A 19,131-nucleotide genomic window follows, 5' to 3' on the forward strand; every position below is an offset into this window, starting at 1 on the left:
AAGAAGGCCGGCGTGCCGGTCGAGGAGAGGGTGGAGGCTATCTTGTTGGCAATGTGCCCGCTCTTGCCCATCCCGGCCACGATGACCCGCCCGGCGCAGCCGTACAGTAGGCGCACCGCCGCGACGAAGCGCTCGTCCAGCCGCCCGGCGACCCTGGCCAGCGCCTCGCCCTCGACGGCCAGCACCTCGCGCCCCCGGGCCGTGATTTCCGCGTCGGACTTCATGGGATGGTCACCGTCGTAAAAAAATCCCTCATTTTAGCCGTAAATAAACCTTAACAAAAACTTGACAAAAACGTACAAAAAGGGCTAGACTGTTGATGGCGGTTCGGCCGAGGGGTTACTGTGTAAAAGCAGGGGCCCCGAGGGCGTTACCGCTACCTTTTTATACCCTCGGACTGTATGGGTCCGGCACAAAGACAATTCCATAGATATTATGAGTTGATCCATCATCTAAAGTACGATCACCCCTATACTGTAAACGCGACAACCAAGAGCCAAAATCGTCACTAATTTCTTGTCTATGTTCAGCACTCATACCTAGAAAAGGCAATCGAAAGCCCCAGTTTATGCAATAAATACATACATCTGCCGCCTGAATAGGGTAAATCAAATCTGATGACACAAAAAAGGGTAGAGGTACAATTCTTGAACTTCTGTATCTTCCGTTTTGTGTGCTAGTAAAGTACTTTTGTATCTGTTTAATAAATAATTTGTCCTGCTTTTTATCAGTCTCATCCATTACAATAAGTCCAGTTTGATTTTCCCTCTCTAAAAAGTAAAAATACCTTTCAAACAAAAACACATAGTCCTTTCTTAGCAGTACCTCATCAAATAGATCTTCTTCTTTAATAACTCCTCTTGGAATTGCAGAAGCAAATATTTTTGCTTCATTGTCAACAAGAATTTGGAAAATGCCCCGTGCTAATTCAATATTGGCTTGTGCATAAGCAAATAATTCGTTTCCTCTTGGTATATTATCTTGTCTTCGCAATAAAGATAAACAGAGGTTTCTCCTTTCTTCGTGATCAAGCGGTTCAATACCTCTTGCCATCCTGTATCTTGGTCGATTGGGCAGTTTCGCACCCTTTATTTCTATACCAAAGTTGTGACGCTCTTCTCCGAATATTGAACCTTCAAGATTTCTCATCTGCCTGACAAACGGCCATATCCTGTCAGCGCGTAAAGCAATCCCACCCCTTATCTCGTAGGGTGTATTTTTATGGTCATGCCCGCTTTCATCAAGGAATAACAACCAACTCATTTGAAGTTCCCCTTCATCCACCGCTCAACCACCGCGTCCCACTCCCCGCGGGCGCGCAGGATGAGCTCGCAAACCTCGCGCACGGCGCCCCGCCCACCGTCCGCAGCGCAGACGTAATGCACGAGCCCGCGCACGTCGGGGGCGGCGTCGGCGGGGCAGCAGGCCAGCCCGGCGAGAACCAGGCCCGGAAGGTCGTTCAGGTCGTCGCCGATGTAGCAGAGCCCGTCTTGGGCACAGTCCGCCGCCCGCAGGAGCTCCCGCACCGCCGGCCCCTTGTCCAGCGCGCCCTGGATGCAGTACTCCAGTTCCAGCTCCTCCGCCCGTTTTTCCACCGCCCGGCTGGATTTGCCGGTGACGATCGCCCGCTTGATCCCCACCCGACCCAGGAGGTAGAGCCCTAGCCCGTCCTTGACGTTAAAGATTTTCACCGGGACGCCGCCCGAGTCGGAGATCATCCCGCCGGCGGTGAGGACGCCGTCCACGTCCATGACCACGAGGCGCACCCGCCGGGCGCGCTCCGCCAGGTCGGCGACCCGACCCTCGCCGGGGAAGGTGATTTTTTCAGACATCGGGAAAGAGCTTCTCCAGCTCGCGCCGCAGCCCGTCCACCGCCAGAACTTGGTCCATCAGCCGGCCGAAGCCGTCCAGCGGCCAGACGGTGGCCGGATCGGACTTCGCCCGCGAAGGGTCGGGGTGCGTCTCGGCGAAGAGGGCGTCCACGCCGAAAGCCGCGGCGGCCCGGGCCAGCGGCGGGACGAACGCGCGCAGCCCGCCGGTCTGACCGGAAGATCCGCCCGGCTGCTGCAGCGAGTGCGTCGCGTCGTAACAGACCAGGGCTCCGGTCTCCCGCATCACCGCCAGCGAGCGCAAGTCCACCACCAGGTCGTGGTAGCCGAAGGCGTAGCCGCGCTCGGTGAGGATGATCCGGTCGCAACCCGCCGCCGTCAGCTTGGCGACGATGTGCCGGGTGTCGTCGGGGGCGAGGAACTGCCCCTTCTTCACGTTCACCGGCTTGCCCGTGAGGGCGCAGGCGGTGATGAGGTCGGTCTGGCGACAGAGGAACGCCGGCACCTGGAGGCAGTCCACGACCTCCCCCGCCGCCCGGGCCTCCTCGGGGGAGTGGACGTCGGTGAGCACCGGCAGGCCGGTCGCCTCCCGGACCTCGACGAGCACGCGCAACCCTTCTTCCAGGCCGGGGCCGCGGAAACTCTCCCCGCCGGTCCGGTTCGCCTTGTCGTAGCTTGATTTAAAAATAAGGCCGCAGCCGCGCTCCATCGCCAGGTCGGCGAGACGCTCCGCCACCCGCAGGGTCGAGTCGCGGTCCTCGACGACGCACGGGCCGGCGATGAAGACCAGATCCCGACCGAGCTCCACCGGACCGACGTTGAACTGTCTTCGAGGTTCCATTACATCACCCTACCGGCGCGGGGGTTCGAGTCCCAGTTCGCCCATGACGATCTGCAGGTCCTGCCACACGTCGCGCTTGGAGTCGGGGTTGCGCAGGCAGTAGGCCGGGTGGTAGGTGACGATGACCCGGGTGCGCTCGTTGTAGCGATGGATGGCGCCCCGGAGCCGGGAGATGGGCTCCTCACGTCCCAGGAGGCGGATGGCGGCATGGCGGCCCAGGCAGCAGACGAACTCCGGCACGATGAGGTTAATCTGGGCCTCCAGGTAAGGCCGGCAGGCGGCCGCCTCGGCGGGCAGCGGGTCCCGGTTGCCCGGCGGCCGGCACTTCAGGATGTTGGCGATGTAAACCTCCTCCCGCCGGAGGCCCATCGCCGCGATCATTTTATCCAGGAGCTTCCCGGCCCGGCCCACGAAAGGACGGCCCTGGGCGTCCTCGTCCGCTCCCGGGGCCTCGCCGATGAACATCAGCCGCGCGTCGGGCGCCCCCTCGCCGAAAACCACGCTCAACCGGGTCCGGGAGAGCTCGCACTTCGTACACCCGGCGGCGTCGGCCTGGCAGGCGGCGAGGTCGGGCCACGACTCGGGCTTCCCGGAGAAGAGGTCGCCCTCGGGCGGCAGGACGGTCAGAGAGGCCACCCCGTCGTCGCTTTTCGTTACTATTTTTTCCGGCTTCGCGGCCGGCTCGGGGATTTCCAAAGAAGGCGCGGGGATGGGCCGGGGGAGGTACATCAGACCCACCCTCGCCCAGAGGGCCAACTGTTCCGCCAGGAGTGAGCCGAGGCCGCCCACCGGATCAGGGTTTGCTCGACAATTGCAGCCGCTCCTGGACCATCTCCACCACCCGGTCAATGATGATGTAGGCCAGGGTCCGCTTGGACAGCTTGGGGTATGTTTCCACGACGCCCTTGGAGTCTATGATGGTCACCACGTTGGTGTCCACGGCGAAGCCGGCACCCTCCACGGTGATATCGTTGGCCACGATCAGGTCCAGGCTCTTCTCCTCCAGCTTGGCTTTGGCGTTGGGGATCAGGTCGCTGGTCTCCAGGGCGAACCCCACGTGGATGCGCCTGCCCTTCCGCACGCTAAAGGATTGGAGGATGTCCGGGGCCGGCTTGAGCTTGACGCTGATGTCCTTGTCGCCCTTCTTTATCTTCTCGCTGGCGACCTTTTCGGGGGCGTAGTCGCTCACCGCGGCGGCGGAAATGAAGATGTGGCAGTCCGGGTAGCTCCGCTCCACCGCGTCGAGCATCTCCACGGCGGTGGTCACCTGGTGGAAGCGGACCCCGGCGGGCGGCGTCAGCGAGGTCGGCCCGGAAACGAGGGCCACCTTCCCCCCGCGCAGTCGCGCCGCCTCGGCGAGGGCGAACCCCATCTTCCCCGAGGCCGGATTGGAGATGAACCGCACCGGGTCGAGCGCTTCCCGCGTGGCCCCGGCCGTGACCAGCACGTTGAAAGGGCGCGCAGGGAGATGGTCTCGATGGGCGCCAGTCGCCCGATCCCCTCCTCGCCGCAGGCCAGGTCGCCCTCCGCCGGGTCCACGAAATGGTAGCCCAGCACCTTGAGCTCCCTCACGTTGCGCACCACCTGGGGGTTCGTCCACAGGCGGGTGTTCATCGCCGGGGCGATGAGGACGGGGCACTTAATCGCCAACAGCGTGGTGGTGAGCAGGTCGTCGGCCACGCCGGCGTGTAGCTTGCCGAGAAGGTTGGCCGTGGCCGGGGCGACGACGCAGAGGTCCGCCTCCCGCGCCAGGTCCAGGTGGCGGTACTCGGGTGAGCCCGAGGAGGAGAACATCTCGACCAGTGCCGGCCGGCCGGTGAGCGAGGAGAAGGTCAGGGGAGTCACGAACCGGGCCGCGTTGGCCGTCAGGACGGTGTCCACCTCGACGCCGTGCCGGACGAAATCGCGCGCCAGCTCGCACGCCTTGTAGACCGCAATCCCCCCGGTCACGCCCAGGAGGACCCGGCTACCTCTCACCCGTTCGTAGTCTATCGCGCGGTCCATACCAGCCTCCCATACCCCGCTAAGAAGACGTTGGCATTATACCACGGAGGGGGGATGCTGTGGCCCGCGTGAGGTTGTGCGTAGACTTGGCTGTGGTGTTCCACACCCATTCCATGTGCTGAATTGTGAATTACATCGCCCCCCAACCATTCCGGTAAAGGGTTGAGGGATTTTCGCGCTTCGGGTCGGCGACCCTTGACGACCTTGCATTTTTGTGCTAAATTAAATTAACCTTGGGAAAGGTCTAAAAAGGGAGGATAAAATGGACAAACCCAAGTTCTTCTCTTCTCTTCTCTTCTCTTCTCTTCTCTTCTCGTCGATTTCGTGGCGTTCTTTCTGATTTCCTGTGAAGACGCCCTCTCGCCGTCGGAGTTATCACCGTCACCGAACGAGAGCTCTCTGGGAGGGGAGAGTGACCCCCCGCTGGGTTACTGGCGGATTGAGGGAATCATTGACGCCCCGCTCGACTGGACCCCCGGTTACCCCTACCGGGTACAGATCTGGATGTTCGGGCGAGAAGGAATGGACCAGCTCATCGGTCCGATGACGTTCACGCTGCTCTTCACCTATCCCGGCCAGAACTACAATCGCTGGTCCTTCGAGACCCAGGGGGATTACTATTGGTGGGGGGACATCTACCACTTGTTCTTTATTCCCAACCCCACCTGGTGGTCATTCCCCTTGGGTGAACCGCCGGTCTATGGGCACACCTATGTCCGGGGGTACAAGTTGGTAGAATTTGGAGGAGGCTGGGTGTTGGTGTTGGCGGATGAGGATACATCCTTCAACCCGTATAACCCGCCCAATCCCAATACGGATTGGAAGTACTACCAGCCATACCTTTACCTTCAGATGCCACGCTGTGATCTCTACTGGGCCTGGACTTCTGTCTATCTCGACTTAAGATAAGGAGGTGAAAACCGTGACCAAGATGACAATCCTTTTACTCTGCGCCCTCACGTTTTCGGCCACGCTCGGCCTGGCCGACGACGACTTGCAGGTTCTCTGGGAACAGCCCTACGACCTTGTGAGAATGAACGGAGGTTTTGGGATTTACGGTGAGTACTACACCCAGGACGACTTCACCCTGGAGACGGACGCGGTGCTCGAGGCCGTCGAATGCTGGGCTTATTACTACTTCCCCGATGACGACTACCACCCCCAGCCTTTCAACGTGACCATCCGCTACGACCACTACGGCATGCCCGGCGGCTACTACATAACCACCAGGACCTTCGATGTGGAGGAGACCGACACGGGTGACGACTACTACGGGTATACCGTGTACCACTACCGGTTGAACATAGATGGCCGCCATGTTGACGGCGGGACGCCGTTCTGGCTCGAAATCCGCACGGATGCCAGGAACTGCAAATGGGCCTGCAAAGATGTGGGCAACCTGTACTACCAGTGGAACCAGTGGGATAAAGCGGCCTTCTTCCGCCTCCTGGGCACGCCCCAGGACACCCGCGTGGAGCCCATGAGCTGGGGGGAGATAAAGGCTGGGTACTCGGACTAGCGTCCGCTGTTTAGACGCCGTGTGCCTAAATGTAGGGCGGGGACTTCCGTCTATCTCGACTTAAGATAAGGAGGTAGAAACCATGACCAGGATTACGATTCTTCTACTCCTCGTCGTCGCGTTCTCGGCCGTCCCCGTCGCGGCCGACGACGAACTCCAGGTACTGTGGGACCAGTGCTACGACTTCGCGTTCATGAACGGCGGCTGGGGGATATACGGCGAGTACTACACCCAGGACGACTTCACCCTGGAGATGGACGCGGAAATCGAGGCCGTGGAATTTTGGGCGTTCTACTCCCCCGAGGAGCCCGCCCACCCCAGGCCGTTCGACGTGAACGTGCGCTACGACCAGTACGGCATGCCCGGCGCCTACTACTATAGGACCAGGGTCGGCGGCGACGACCTGGAGGAGACCGACACCGGATTCGATTACAACGGGCATACCCTGTACCTGTACCGGCTGAATATCGAGCCCTGCCACGTTGACGGCGGGACGCAGTTCTGGCTCGAAATCCGCTCGGACGCCGAGAACTGCAAATGGGGCAGCAAAACTACAGGCAACCTGTACTACCAGTGGAACCAATGGGACGTTGCGGTCTACTTCCGCCTCCTGGGCACGCCCGTCGCTGGCGTCGAGACCGCGAGCTGGGGGGAAATCAAGGCGGGTTTCTCGGACTAGCGCCCGCGGTTTAGACGCCGTGTGTCTAAATGTAGGGCGGGGATTCCAATCCCCGCCGCGTTAAAAGGCAGCCCTCACCCCGACCCTCTCCCACAGGGAGAGGGGAGCCGCTCCGATCCTCACCCTGGCCCGTCGGCAAGCCTCTCCCTAAAAGGGAGAGGGGGCCGCTGCACCCCCCACCCTAGCCCGTAGGCGAGCCTCCCCCCAAAGGGGGGAGGGGACGCATGGCAACCCTCACCCCCATTCCCGTCGGCGCGCCGCTCCCACGGGGAGAGGGGGGGGAAATGCAGGGCGGGGATTCGATCCCCGCCGCTTTTTTTACGCAACCGAAAACTACAGGTCGTAGTACAGGAAAATCTCGTAGGGGTGCGGGCGGTTGACTATCCTTTGTATCTCGTTCTCCCGCTTGTAAGCCAGATAGGCGGCGATGAGCTCGTCGTCGAACACCCCGCCGACCTTGAGGTACGCGTGGTCGTACTCCAGGGCGTGGAGCGCCTGGACGAAGTCTCGGGGCATGAGGTGGTTTTTGCGCTCGGGCCCGACCAGGCCGCTCATCCGGCCCATGCCCTCGGGACCGAACGGTCCGTAGCCTAGCTCGGCGGGATCCAGTGCGTCCCGGATGCCGTCCAGCCCGGCCATGAGTTGCGCGGCCAGGGAGAGGTAGATGTTGCCGGTGGCGTCGGAGGGGCGGAACTCGATCCGCCGCTTTTCGGGCGCGGCGTAGGCCGGGACGCGGACCGCCGCCTCCCGGTTGGCCATGGCGTAGAAGAGCCACACCGGCGCCTCGTAACCCTCCACCAGCCGCTTGTAGGAGTTGGTGCTGGCGCAGCACAGGGCGGCCAGGCTCCGGGCGTGCTTGAGCACCCCCGCCGTGTAGGCCCGCGCCAAGCGGTTGAGACCCGTCTCGTCGTCCCCGGCGAAGGCGGATTCCCCGTCGCCTTTACACAGGTACTGGTGGAAGTGCATCCCAGACCCGTTGACCCCGTAGATGGGCTTGGGCATGAAGGTGGCGGTTTTCCCGGCGAGGACGGCCAGGTTCTGTATCACGTACTTGATCCACATCCCGTTGTCGGCCGTGCGCGCGAGGTCGTTGAAGAGGACCTCGATTTCCTGCTGCCCCGGTCCGCCCACCTCGTGGTGGTGGTACTTCACCGGGATGTCCATCTCGGTCAAGAGCCGCATCACCTCGGTGCGCAGGTCGTGGGTTTTGTCCCGGGGGTTGACGGCGTGGTAGCCGTCCTGGTGCTTGATCTGGTACCCCAGGTTCCCGTGCTCCGAAGGACCGTAGTTCCAGTCGGCCTCGTCGCAGTCGAACTCATAGCCCAGGGCGTTGTCGCGCGTGGTGAAGACGACCTTGTCGAAGATGAAGAACTCTAGGCCAGAGCCCGCTTGGCGACCTGCCGGGGATCGCCGGGGAAGGGCTCGCCGGTCCCCGCGGCGCAGCAGTCGCAGATGAAGCTGGCGCACGGCTCCTCCCAGAATACGTCCTCCATCGCCGTGGTCTTGTCCGGGATGAGCACCATGTCCCCGCCGGTGACTTTTCGCTGGAAGCCGGCGATGGCCGAGCCGTCGAAGCCCACCCCCCGGGTGAAAACCTTCTCGTCGAGGAACTCCACCGGGAGGGTCACGTGGTGCCAGCGGCCGGGGAGGTCCACGTACTTCAGGTCCACCGTGGTGATTTCCTCCTCCTTGAAGCGCTTTTTAATCTCCTCGGCCGAGGTCTCGTGGGTGAAGTCGAACTTGTACATGCCCGTCTCCCCGTGGGGGTAAAAAAAGGGAACGCCCGCTCTTTTTAGTTCAAGGCAAGGGGTTTTGCCAGGGGCATAGCTCGGTTCACCGGGGGCGTAGCTCGCTTCGCTCGGTTAAACCCCTTGTTCCACCCCTTGTTTAGTTTAGTGGATTCTATCCGCCCCGCCGGCGGCTGTCAACCGCGGGGCCCGTCAATCCGCCCGGTCGGAATGCCTCACTCGGACGCGAGGGGAATCTGCGGGGGGTGGTCCAGGCTCAACTCGGGGATTTTACAGGCATTGACCCCCGCGCCGCACTCGGCGAGAAGCCCCTCCAGCCGCTCGACCCGCTTCGGCAGCACGCCCAGGGAGGTGTAGCCCTCCACCGCGGCCCGGAGGTAGGCGCAGGCCAGCTCTTGGTGACCCAGCCCCCGCGCCAGCCGACCCAACAGCTCCAGCGCCTCGGCGCGCTCGAAGGGGACGCCGTACCGGTGGAACACCCGGTAGGAGCGCGTCAACAGTGGATGGGCCGCGACATGGTCGCCGTCGGCCGCCAACACCTCTCCCAGCCGGCACTCCACCCGGGCCTCCTGGACCGGGTTCTGTATCCCCTCGGCGATTTGGACCGCCCCTCTCAGGTCGGCGAGAGCCCCGCCCCGTCTCCCCAGGCGCGAAAGGACCAGCCCCCGGTTGGACATGGACTCCGCCTGCCCCTCCCGGTGATCCAGCCGGCGGTGCAGATCCAGGGCGCGGGTGAAATGCTCCAGGGCGGTTCCGTCGTCGCCCCGCTCCTGGGCCACCCGTCCGAGGGAGTTGAGGGTCCAGGCCTCGAGGAAGTGGTTCTTGATCCCGGCGTGAATCCGGAGCGCCTCACTCAAAAGCTCCTCCGCCCGGTCGAAGTCCCCCCGGTAGAACTTGAGCAGCCCGAGGTTCCCCAGACAGTGGGCCTCGGTCACGGGTACTCCGGAGCGCCGGCTGAGCTCCAGGGTCTTCTCCAACAGCTCCCCGGCCTCGTCGAACCCCCCCGTCTCGAGGTACACGCTCGAAAGGTTGGACATCGTGACCGACTGGCCAAACACGTCGTCGCGTTCGGAGTATATTTGCAGGGCCTCGCGGTAGGCTGCGATGCTCTCCGCGAACTCGCAGCGCACCCGGCGGATGATGCCCACGTTGCCCAGGCAGCGGGCCGCCGTCGTCGTGTTCCCCTGCCGGCGCTCGAGCTCCAACGCCTGCTCGTAGGCCCGCAGCGCGGCGGGGTAATCGCCCTTGCGGAAAAAAACCGAGCCGAGGTTGTGGATGACGCGGCTCGTCACGGCCGCCTCGCCCAGGCGCCGGTTGATGGCCAGCGCCTTCTCGTAGGCCTGGATCGAGGAGGAGTAGTCGCACTGGTAGAAGTGCACGTTGCCCAAGTTGTTGTGCACGTTGGAGATGAGCCGCTGGTCCCCGGCCTCCTCGGCGGCCGCCAAAGCCCGCTTGAAGACCTGTTTCGCCGTCTCGTAGTCGCAGGTGTAGACGTGTACCCGGCCCAGTTCGATGAGCGATTTCACCATCGCGACCGGCCGACCGGCGCTCAGTTCGAGCGCAGAATCGAGAATCTCCACCGCCCGGGCGTAGTCGCCCTTCGTGCAGTGCTCGGCACCTTGCTCGACGAGCATCTCGGCCTCGTGGAGTCTATCCTCAATCTCTTTGAAGGCCTCCCGCGCCTCGGAAAAACGCCCGAGGGCCCCGTCGGCGTTCCCCCGCGCCCGGCAGACGTGCCCCAGACCGGCGAGGAAGGTTCCGGTGAGGTTCCGACGTCCGGAATCGGCGGCCCGCGCCAGCCCCCGGAGGAACAGCTCCTCGGCTCTCACCGCGTTCGCGCGTTTAAGCTCGCACCGGCCCAGACCGACCAGTGACTCGAGCTCGGCCGTCTCGTCCGCCGCGGTCTCGGCGCGGGCGAGGGCGTCCGCGTAAGCCTTCGCCGCCCCTTCCCAATCCCCGCGCAGATAAAGGAGCAATCCGGCGGTCTTGTACACCTGCGCCCGCCGGGCGTCGGTATCCGAAGCCTTGTCCGCGCGGCGGAGCGCGTCCACAACTGCGTTCCAGTGTCCCGCGGACGCCTCCTCCAGGGCGGTGAGAAAATGTTCCAGCGCCTCAGACCCCACGAGACACACGGGGAAAACCGGCGTGGGGAGCCATTCCAGGTGCCCAAGGAGCCCGATGGCTTCATTGAACCGCTGCTGATAGTCGGTCATGATCTCATCCGTGACGGAGCGAATCGCCGGCGCGAACCGGGAAAGAACGCATCATCCTTTTACATTACAACAAAATCCTCCTCGTGTCAGCCCTAAAAAAAGGGCGGCCTAAGCCACCCTTTATCGCGAAACGGATCCTCTAGTAATTGCCCTTGGCGAAGCGCTCCAGTTTGTCCACCAGCTCGTAGCCGATGCGGCTCTGGCTCTCCACGCTCGAGGCGCCGATGTGGGGGGTGAGGATCACGTTGTCGAACTTTTTCAGCGGATTCTTCGGATCCATCGGCTCGACCTCGAAGACGTCCACGGCGGCCCGGCCCACCTTGCCCGACTCGAGCGCCTTGACCAGGGCCTCCTCGCTGACGACCCCGCCGCGGGCGACGTTTATCAGGATCACGTCTTTCTTCATCTTCGCGAACTCGGGATCCGAGATGAGGTGGTGGGTGTCCTTGGTGTGCGGCAGGTGGAGGGTGATGATGTCCGAATCGGCCAGGAGCCTGTCGAAGGTCACCATGCGGGCGTAATCGCACTCCTCGACGAGGGGATCGAAGCCGATGACGCTCATGCCCAGGCCCTTGGCGCGCTTGGCGACCTCGGTGCCGATGCGTCCCAGACCGATGATGCCCAGGACCTTGCCCCCCAGCTCGTTGCCCTTGAAGAGTTTCTTTTCCCAATTTCCCTTTTTCACGGAGGCGTCGGCGCGGCAGATGTGGCGGCTCACGGCGAACATGAGGCCGATGGTCAGCTCGGCCACGCCGGCGCTCGAAGCGGCCGGGGTGTTCGTGGCCCGCGTCCTGCATCATCTTGACGGCGTCCTCGGCCACTGCATCGCAGATGAGAACCTTCATCACTCCTCCAATCGGAGTCTAAAATCCCTTCGGGATGGGTATTGCGGAGGCCGCCCGCGCTGGGCGATCCCTTCAACCTATTTGAAACCGAGGATGTCGTCCACGTTCAACAGGAGATCGCGAACCTCGGGCAGCGTCATCGTCCCCATGTGGGCGATGCGGAAGGTCTTCTCCTTGAGCTTGCCGTAACCGTTGGAGAGCGAGTATCCGCGCTTGCCCAGCTCGGAGTTGAGGTCGGCCACGGAGATGCCCTTGGTGTTCGTGATGCAGGTCAGGGACAGGCTCTCGTAGCCGGGCTCGGGGAAAAGCTCGAAGCCCCGGCTCTTGGCCCACTCCCGGACGAGCTTGGCCATATCGATGTGCTTGGCCCAGTGGGCGTCCAGGTCTTTCGCGTAGCGCTCCGCCTGCTTGCCCAGGGCGTAAACCAGGCTGATGGCCGGGGTCGAGGGGGTCTGGTTGGTTTTTTTGCCGGCGGCGTACTCCTTGGCGCTGAGGAGGTCGAAGTAAAAGCCGCGATTCTCCACGGTCTCGGCGCGCTTGAAGCATTTCTCGCTCACCGCAGCCACGGCCAGACCGGGGGGCAGGCTCCAGGCCTTCTGGGTGCCGGCCAGAATGTAGTCAATACCCCAGGCGTCCACCTCGATCTTGGCGGCGGCCATGCCGGAAACCGCGTCCACGGCGAGGATCACGTCCGGGTACTTTTTCATCACCTCCGTGATCTCCTTCAGCGGGGACATCACCCCGGTGGAGGTCTCGTTGAAGACCACGGTCACCAGGTCGTACTCGCCCGTGGCGAGCTTGGAGTCTATATCCTCGGGTTTGGCCGCCTTGCCCCATTCGTAATCCAGGCGGTCGCTCTTTTTGCCGTTGGCCACGGCGATGGTGTGCCAGCGGTCGCTGAATGCGCCCACCACGACGCTGAGGACCTTTTTCTTGCACAGGTTGAGGAGGGCGCCTTCCATCAGGCCGGTGGAGGAACAGGTCCCGATCCAGATGAACTTGTCGGTGTAGAGAACCTTCCTCACGTTGTCCACGCAGAAGGCATGTATCTTCTCGTAATCCTTGGACCGGTGCCCGACCATGGGCACGGCCATATCGTGAAGCGACTCGGGGGTAACCTCGACGGGGCCCGGGATGAAGAGCTTCTTGTGCATCGATCCTCCTGGACTTAAAGAGGTAAAAATGCCGGTTCCAGAGCGGGGGCAATTGTACGCAAGGTGCGGTTGACTGTCAAGGGGTACCAATACAGGTAAAACGGCCTACCCAAGCCGATTTTCGCCCACCAGGGAGGGGAAGGGTGCGGTGGCTGAATTCCGCTATTCTTTTCACAAATGTGACCCCATCGGGGTTGACAACGAATGCCGCTGTAAATATACTGCGCAGGGTCTTTCGGCTGAAAAACCGGGAGGGTCGTGCGGCGTCTAGCGTGGATTGCAGGGATCGTCATACTGCTCTCATCGGCTTGTATCGCCGCCGAACACCTGCTCGCATGGGTCGCATCGGGGGAGGCCGAACGGGTTGAGGTTCTGGACCTGACAACCGGGGAGATTCTCTCCAGCTTCGACCTCGACGCGGCGCCAACCCATCTTTCCCTCACCCCGGATCTGGAGTACCTCTACATTTCCTGCCGCTCCGACGGACAGACCCACGTACTCCGGCCTTTCACGGGGAGCCCGGTCAAAAGGCTTCCTTACGTTTACCCCGTCTTCAGCGCCCACGATTCGGCTCACTACTACGCCCCCGGGCTCGGCGGCGTTTTCCGCTACGAGGTGGACGGCTACGGCTTCGAGCAGTTGGCCTACCTCCCGGACACCCAGAACAGTTTCGCCTACACCGTCTCCACCGGCGCGCGGTGGTTCATCTACGCGCAGCGCTTCGTGGACTGGCGCGAACAGGGGATAACCGACGCGCCTGTCTACGAGCGGGTGACGGTGTGCAACCTGGAGGATTCCACCGGCCGGCACGTTAATCTGGGAGCCGAGCCGCTCTGCGTGGCGATTTCATCGAGGGAAGACTACGCGGCCGTCGGCTGCGCCAACGGCGACGTCTCCCTCATCGCCCTGAACTCCGATCCCGCGGTGACTTACACCGAGGAGCTGGCCGGCCCGGTCCGTTTCGTAGGCTTCACCCCCGACGGCGGGGAGATTCTCTTCACCTCCGAGGACAAGCTCTACACCACTTGGGTGGGGTACGCGGACGAAACGCCGGTGAGCCCCGACCTGCAGGCAATCCAGCTCGGCGGCGCGGAGATTGTGGACGGGGCTGTGACCCCCGACGGCAACCTAGTGGTGGTGGACGGGTCGGGCACGCTCAGCCTCGTGGACCTCGAAGAGAATAAGGTCACCCTGAGCCTCACCGTGGAGCCGGGGACCAGCGACCTCGTCGTGGCCCTGGTGGACGAGTCCAGGCTCTGATCCGTTTCACCGGCGGAGACGCCGGGATGTTTTAGAAAACAGCCGGAGCCCTTGAGTCCAGACCCGCGTTCCAGTCACCACCGAGAAGGACGCCGTGATGTGGGGAAAACCACCCCGGCGGCTCAGCGGAGAGGATTCAAAAGCTTCGTGTAACAACCGGTCCGAAGACCGGGGGGAATTCGGCGCCCCCCCTCAGGCGCCCGTGACACCGCAACCATCTGAACCTCCAAGGAGCTGATAGATGGCCGAAGAACTCAATCCCTTCAAGATCGCCCAGGCCCAGTTCGACGAGGCCGCCAAAAAACTCGGCCTCGAACCCCCCATGTGCGAGCTCCTGCGCTGGCCCCGCCGCGAGTACCTCTTCACCATCCCGGTGAAGATGGACAACGGGAAGACCAAGGTCTTCCACGGCTACCGCGTCCAGTACAACGACGCCCGTGGCCCGTGCAAGGGCGGCATCCGCTGGCACCCGGACGAGACCATAGACACCGTCCGCGCCCTGTCGGCGTGGATGACCTGGAAGTGCTCCGTGGTAGACATCCCCCTCGGCGGCAGCAAAGGCGGCGTGACCTGCAACCCCAAGGAGCTCTCCGAGGGTGAGAAGGAGCGTCTGGCCCGGGGTTGGATGCGCGTCATCGCCCGCGAGCTGGGCGAGCACCGCGACGTCCCCGCCCCCGACGTTTACACCACCCCCCAGATCATGGCCTGGATGATGGACGAGTTCGAGACCATCGTCGGCCGCAGCCACCCCGCCGTCATCACCGGCAAGCCGTTGGAGCTGGGCGGATCCCAGGGCCGCGGCGACGCCACCGCCCGGGGCGGCATCATCACCGTCCGCGAGGCCTGCAAAATCCTCAAAATAGACCCGGCCAAAGTCACCTACGCCATCCAGGGCTTCGGCAACGCGGGCCAGTTCGCCGCCACCCTGCACAAGGAAGTTCTGGGCGGGGGCAAGCTGGTCGCCGTGTCCGATTCGAGCGGCGGCATCTACTCCGCCGCGGGATTCGATCCCCACGACCTGGTGAAGTGGAAGCTCGAGAAGGGCTCCGTCACCACCTACCCCAAGGCCGAGAAGAAAATCTCCAACGAGGAGCTCCTGGAGCTGCCCGTGGACGTCCTCTACCCCGCGGCCCTGGAGAACGTCATCACCAAAGAGAACGCGGCCAAGATCAAGTGCAAGATCTCCTGCGAGCTGGCCAACGGCCCGACGACACCGGACGCCGACGTCATCCTGCACAAGGCGGGCATCCACGTCATCCCCGACTTCCTGGCCAACGCCGGCGGGGTGACCGTCTCCTACTTCGAGCAGGTCCAGGGCACCTACAACTACTACTGGAAGCTGGAGGACGTGCGGAAGCAGCTCGACGAGAAGATGACCAACGCCTACCACGCCGTATACGACATGCACAAGAAGCAAAACGTGCACATGCGGCTGGCGGCGTACATGGTCGCGGTCAAGCGCGTCGCCGACGCGGTCAGACTGCGCGGTTGGGTGTAAACCCAACGACGTACAAAAGGGCCTCCCAAGTGGGAGGCCTTTTTTTGTAAACTTACATCATGTTTATGTTGACAATTACTGAGCTTATAGTTTACAATTAAAATATGCGCTTAAGTGAGAATCAGAAGAAGGCTCTTAGAAAACGGTTTCTCGAACTGGTTTTCGAGAAGAAGACGGCGTTTATAAAACACCTTGCCGATGAGTTCAACATCTCCCGACAGATGGCCAGCCGCTACCTGTCATCACTGGTCAAAGAAGGTCTGGTGAAGCGGGATGGCAGAGGACGCGGAACGTCATACAGATTAGTGGAAGTTGAACATAGCTACAGTGGCCCGGCCGGCGAACTGGATGAAAACAGGGTATGGCTCAGTGAAATTAAACCCCATCTGGAAAGGTACGAGTTGCCGCAGAACGTCATGGACATATGTCATTATGGAACCACGGAAATGCTTAATAATATCTATGAGCACGCCGCCGCACAAAAATATTACGGTAAGGTCTCTGTAAACGCCTTGACGGTGACCATCTTGGTTATTGACGATGGCATCGGGATATTTAGAAAAATCAAAGAGGAATTCGACCTGGCAGAACCGAGGGACGCAATCATCGAACTTTCAAAGGGTAAATTAACCACCGACGAGCGGCACCACACAGGCGAGGGTATCTTCTTCGCCTCCAGAATGATGGATGCATTCATTATTCTCTCTGGAAAGCTGTCATTTCAAACCTGGCGGGGTGAAGACTGGCTGCTGGAATCCAGTAAACGGATCGAAGGAACGGCAATCAAGATGGAAATCAACCGGGACAGCGACAGAACTGAATGGGTCGATAAAATGATCAAACGCGCTCAGACCACCTAAACTCCAATAAGATGCAGAAGACCCAATGCGTGGTTGAAAACCATACCCTCATCTGTTTATCCTTAAACCAGACTGAACAAAAGGAGGGGGTTCCATGCGTACCTATTTGTTGCTGGTTGTCCTGGTGTGCGTCTCTTGCACCACCACCACGGGCGCCGGACCCACCGACCTCACCGACGCCGTGGTCGTCTTCCTGGGCGCCTCGATCACCGAGAACTTCTACTACCCCGAGTACGAGCAGTTCTTCCCCGACTACGACTTTCACAAGGTCACCGAGTCCACCCCGGACAAGTCGCCGGTCTTCCCCGACGTCGAGGCGTTCGGTCCGGACATCGTCACGTTCAAGGAGTGCGGGCCTACTTCGATCCGGGCGGGGAGACCGACCTGGAGGCCATGCAGGGTTACATGCAGGACATCGCCGATTTCTGCGAGAGCATCGGGGCGGTGCCGGTGCCGGCCACCACGCTGCCCATTGACGTGGGCTACGGCGGCAACACCCAGGCCCAGCTCGACGACATCATCGAGTTCGACGCCTGGGTCCGGAGCTGGTGCGCGGACAACGGCTGGGTGTACATGGACTACTACACCTGGATCGCCGACGCCGACGGTCAGCTGCCCCGGGGTTACCACGACGGCGACGGCCTCCACCCCAACCAGGACGGCTACGACGTCCTCGGCCCCCACGTGATTCCCACCCTGGAGGGCGTGGAGCTGACCGCCTCCGACTCGACCTTCGGGCGGATAAAGGCCCTGTACCGCTGAAAGCGCCTTCGGACACCGGGGGCAAAGGGCTTGACCAAGCTTTAGCCGGCAACGCTCCCGGCGGTGTGTTGATACCCCTCCCCCCTCTGGGGGGAGGGTTTGGGAGGGGGGTAAGGGGGCGGGAACAGAGGCCCGCCCGCTCATTTTTAAGGCAAGACGACGGCGACGCCCGGTTCCACCGACGGCGGCCGGGTTTGCCCTTCAGGGTGGGCTGTGCTATCATCCGCCCCAACCGAGCGTAGCGAGCTATGCCCCTGGCAAACCGAGCGAAGCGAGCTACGCCTCTGGCGAAACCTATCCGCCTGGCGCTCGACGCCACACAGGAGTTTTTAAGGAGTTCAACCGCATGGCGAAGTACGTTTACACCTTCGGCGCCGGGAAAGCCGAGGGCTCTACCAAGATGAGGGACCTCCTGGGCGGCAAGGGCGCGGACCTGGCCGAGATGTCCAGCCTCGGCATCCCCGTGCCCCCCGGCTTCACCATCACCACCGAGGTCTGCACCGGCTATTACGAGAACGACAAGACCTACCCCGCCGACCTGGAGGCCCAGGTCAATCGGGCTCTCGCGGCCACCGAGAAGATTTGGGGCAAGCGGTTCGGCGACGCGAAAAACCCGCTTCTCTTCAGCGTGCGCTCCGGCGCACGGGTATCCATGCCCGGCATGATGGACACCGTCTTGAACCTCGGCCTCAACGACGAGACCGTCCGGGGCCTCATCGAGGCCACCGGCAGCGCGCGTCTCGGCTGGGATTCCTACCGCCGCTTCATCGAGATGTTCGCCAACGTGGTCCGGGGCGTGGACCGCGACCTCTTCGAGCACGCCCTTCAGGAGGCCAAGGACGCCAAGGGCGTCAAGCTGGACACCGATCTGGACGCGGCCGACATGGAGCGGCTGGTCGGGCGGTACAAGGAAATTTACCGGCGGGAGCTGGGCGAGGATTTCCCCCTGGACCCGAAAAAGCAGCTCTGGGCCTCGATCGGCGCAGTCTTCGGCTCCTGGGAGACCCCCCGCGCCGTCACTTACCGCAGGCTTAACGGCATCCCCAATGACTGGGGTACCGCGGTCAACGTGCAGACCATGGTCTTCGGCAACATGGGCGACGACTCGGCCACCGGGGTGGCCTTCACCCGCGACCCGGCCACCGGCGCCCACGCCTACTTTTACGGCGAGTTCCTCGTCAACGCCCAGGGCGAGGACGTGGTGGCCGGTATCCGGACACCGCAACAGATAAGCCGGCCCGGCAGCCGCGAGTGGGCCGCGAGCAACGGCATCGGCGAGGATGTGCGCCGGGCCAAGTTCCCCTCCCTCGAGGAGATAATGCCGAAAATCTACGCCGAGCTCGAGGGCATCCGGAAAAAGCTCGAGGAGCACTACCGCGACATGCAGGACGTGGAGTTCACCATCGAACGGGATCGGCTCTGGATGCTGCAAACCCGGCGGGGCAAGCGCACCGCCGCCGCCGCGGTAAAAATCGCCGTGGACATGGTGAAGGAAAAGCTCATAGACAAAGAGGAGGCGATCATGCGGGTGGAGCCCAACCGCCTTGACGACCTCCTCCACCCGGTTTTCGACGAGGACGCGAAGATGAGGGCGATCACCGTGGCCAAGGGCCTGCCCGCCTCCCCCGGCGCCGCCACGGGCCAGATAGTTTTCACCGCCGACGACGCCGAAGCCTGGGCCGGCGAGCACAAGCGTGTCATCCTGGTCCGCCTGGAAACGAGCCCCGAGGACATCCACGGCATGAACGCCGCGGTGGGAATCCTCACCGCCCGTGGGGGGATGACCTCCCATGCCGCGGTGGTGGCCCGCGGGATGGGCAAGTGCTGCGTGGCCGGCTGCGGCGACATCTCCATAGATTACGCCAACAAGCGCTTCACCGCCTCCGGCAAGACCCTGAAGGAGGGCGACTGGCTCTCCC

At 62.4% G+C, this 19,131-nt stretch carries 18 protein-coding genes and 1 pseudogene; 8 read left to right on the forward strand and 11 right to left on the reverse strand.

Features of this window, described 5'->3' with window-relative positions:
• The 6 genes and pseudogenes from NTW26_04080 to coaBC all read right to left on the reverse strand — a co-directional run.
• The coding region (locus NTW26_04080; GenBank protein ID MCX7021450.1) for a D-arabinose 5-phosphate isomerase at window positions 1–224 on the reverse strand (224 nt) is incomplete at its 3' end.
• A 160-nt stretch (window positions 225–384) separates the two neighbouring features.
• Entirely contained in the window at window positions 385–1,284 is a 900-nt protein-coding gene (locus tag NTW26_04085) for a DUF3800 domain-containing protein (GenBank protein MCX7021451.1), read from the reverse strand.
• A complete protein-coding gene (locus NTW26_04090; GenBank protein MCX7021452.1) occupies window positions 1,260–1,832 on the reverse strand; it encodes an HAD hydrolase family protein in 573 nt (190 codons plus the stop codon). The genes NTW26_04085 and NTW26_04090 overlap by 25 nt, the downstream gene beginning before the upstream one ends.
• Window positions 1,825–2,670, reverse strand: a complete 846-nt coding sequence (gene kdsA, locus NTW26_04095) for a 3-deoxy-8-phosphooctulonate synthase (GenBank protein MCX7021453.1) — start codon at window positions 2,668–2,670, stop codon at window positions 1,825–1,827. The genes NTW26_04090 and kdsA overlap by 8 nt, the downstream gene beginning before the upstream one ends.
• 9 nt (window positions 2,671–2,679) lie before the next feature.
• On the reverse strand, window positions 2,680–3,459 hold the full coding sequence (locus tag NTW26_04100) for a uracil-DNA glycosylase (protein MCX7021454.1): 780 nt from the start codon (window positions 3,457–3,459) through the stop codon (window positions 2,680–2,682).
• Window positions 3,460–3,463: 4 nt separating this feature from the next.
• Window positions 3,464–4,674, reverse strand: a pseudogene (gene coaBC, locus NTW26_04105) (bifunctional phosphopantothenoylcysteine decarboxylase/phosphopantothenate--cysteine ligase CoaBC).
• 522 nt (window positions 4,675–5,196) lie between these two features.
• Between coaBC and NTW26_04110 the strand changes: the two are divergent.
• The 3 genes from NTW26_04110 to NTW26_04120 all read left to right on the forward strand — a co-directional run bounded on the left by NTW26_04110 (window position 5,197) and on the right by NTW26_04120 (window position 6,872).
• Window positions 5,197–5,583 (forward strand): hypothetical protein, encoded by a 387-nt coding sequence (locus NTW26_04110; protein ID MCX7021455.1) that lies wholly within the window; start codon window positions 5,197–5,199, stop codon window positions 5,581–5,583.
• A 13-nt stretch (window positions 5,584–5,596) separates the two neighbouring features.
• Entirely contained in the window at window positions 5,597–6,193 is a 597-nt protein-coding gene (locus NTW26_04115) for a hypothetical protein (GenBank protein MCX7021456.1), read from the forward strand.
• An 82-nt stretch (window positions 6,194–6,275) separates the two neighbouring features.
• Entirely contained in the window at window positions 6,276–6,872 is a 597-nt protein-coding gene (locus NTW26_04120) for a hypothetical protein (GenBank protein MCX7021457.1), read from the forward strand.
• A gap of 333 nt (window positions 6,873–7,205) precedes the next feature.
• On the opposite strand, the gene NTW26_04125 is transcribed toward NTW26_04120, so the two are convergent.
• The 5 genes from NTW26_04125 to NTW26_04145 all read right to left on the reverse strand — a co-directional run bounded on the left by NTW26_04125 (window position 7,206) and on the right by NTW26_04145 (window position 12,832).
• On the reverse strand, window positions 7,206–8,339 hold the full coding sequence (locus tag NTW26_04125) for a hypothetical protein (GenBank protein MCX7021458.1): 1,134 nt from the start codon (window positions 8,337–8,339) through the stop codon (window positions 7,206–7,208).
• The gene (locus tag NTW26_04130) at window positions 8,246–8,620 is read right to left on the reverse strand and encodes a glutamine synthetase beta-grasp domain-containing protein (GenBank protein ID MCX7021459.1); all 375 of its coding nucleotides are present in this window, start codon (window positions 8,618–8,620) and stop codon (window positions 8,246–8,248) included. The genes NTW26_04125 and NTW26_04130 overlap by 94 nt, the downstream gene beginning before the upstream one ends.
• Window positions 8,621–8,835: 215 nt before the next feature.
• The gene (locus NTW26_04135) at window positions 8,836–10,833 is read right to left on the reverse strand and encodes a tetratricopeptide repeat protein (GenBank protein MCX7021460.1); all 1,998 of its coding nucleotides are present in this window, start codon (window positions 10,831–10,833) and stop codon (window positions 8,836–8,838) included.
• 139 nt (window positions 10,834–10,972) lie between these two features.
• Entirely contained in the window at window positions 10,973–11,584 is a 612-nt protein-coding gene (locus NTW26_04140) for a hypothetical protein (protein ID MCX7021461.1), read from the reverse strand.
• Between the two features lie 171 nt (window positions 11,585–11,755).
• A complete protein-coding gene (locus NTW26_04145) occupies window positions 11,756–12,832 on the reverse strand; it encodes an alanine--glyoxylate aminotransferase family protein (protein ID MCX7021462.1) in 1,077 nt (358 codons plus the stop codon).
• Between the two features lie 258 nt (window positions 12,833–13,090).
• Between NTW26_04145 and NTW26_04150 the strand changes: the two genes are divergently transcribed.
• The 5 genes from NTW26_04150 to NTW26_04170 form a co-directional block, all read left to right on the forward strand.
• Entirely contained in the window at window positions 13,091–14,092 is a 1,002-nt protein-coding gene (locus NTW26_04150; protein ID MCX7021463.1) for a hypothetical protein, read from the forward strand.
• Window positions 14,093–14,333: 241 nt separating this feature from the next.
• Complete coding sequence (locus tag NTW26_04155; protein ID MCX7021464.1) at window positions 14,334–15,590, forward strand: Glu/Leu/Phe/Val dehydrogenase; 1,257 nt, start codon at window positions 14,334–14,336, stop codon at window positions 15,588–15,590.
• A 104-nt stretch (window positions 15,591–15,694) separates the two neighbouring features.
• Entirely contained in the window at window positions 15,695–16,450 is a 756-nt protein-coding gene (locus NTW26_04160; protein ID MCX7021465.1) for an ATP-binding protein, read from the forward strand.
• A gap of 348 nt (window positions 16,451–16,798) precedes the next feature.
• Window positions 16,799–17,212: a GDSL-type esterase/lipase family protein gene (locus NTW26_04165; GenBank protein MCX7021466.1), complete on the forward strand. Its 414-nt coding sequence runs from the start codon at window positions 16,799–16,801 to the stop codon at window positions 17,210–17,212.
• A 346-nt stretch (window positions 17,213–17,558) separates the two neighbouring features.
• A partial coding sequence (locus NTW26_04170; protein ID MCX7021467.1) for a pyruvate, phosphate dikinase occupies window positions 17,559–19,131 on the forward strand: 1,573 nt, incomplete at its 3' end.

The sequence above is a fragment of the bacterium genome (genome assembly GCA_026398675.1).
Classification (GTDB): Bacteria; RBG-13-66-14; RBG-13-66-14; order RBG-13-66-14; family RBG-13-66-14; genus RBG-13-66-14.